Annotated in this window: 1 protein-coding gene; it reads left to right on the forward strand. The window is 63.4% G+C overall.

The features are described 5' to 3' along the window. Positions 1-506: histidinol dehydrogenase (locus EK369_RS21680; RefSeq protein WP_206198176.1), on the forward strand; the 506-nt coding region annotated here is incomplete at both ends.

A 506-nucleotide genomic window follows, 5' to 3' on the forward strand; every position in this document is an offset into this window, starting at 1 on the left:
ATCAAGTTCGCCCAGGAACAGGTGCGCAATTTCGCCCAGGCCCAACGCGACTCGATGCTGGATATCGAGGTCGAAACCCTGCCCGGCGTGATCCTCGGGCACAAGAACATCCCCGTACAATCGGTTGGCTGCTACATCCCCGGTGGCAAGTTCCCCATGGTGGCTTCGGCACACATGTCCGTTGCCACGGCATCGGTCGCCGGTGTGCCCCGCATCATCGCCTGCACCCCGCCCTTCGACGGCAAGCCCAACGCCGCCGTGATCGCCGCCATGCATCTGGGCGGCGCCCATGAGATCTATGTCATGGGCGGCATTCAGGCCATCGGCGCCATGGCGCTGGGGACCGAAACCATCGACCCGGTGCACATGCTGGTCGGCCCCGGCAACGCCTTTGTGGCCGAGGCCAAACGCCAGCTCTTTGGCCGCGTCGGTATCGACCTCTTTGCCGGACCGACCGAAACCATGGTCATTGCGGACGAAACAGTTGACGCTGAAATATGCGCCAC

Source organism: Shimia sediminis (assembly GCF_003990645.1).
GTDB classification, from domain to species: Bacteria; Pseudomonadota; Alphaproteobacteria; order Rhodobacterales; family Rhodobacteraceae; genus Shimia; species Shimia sediminis.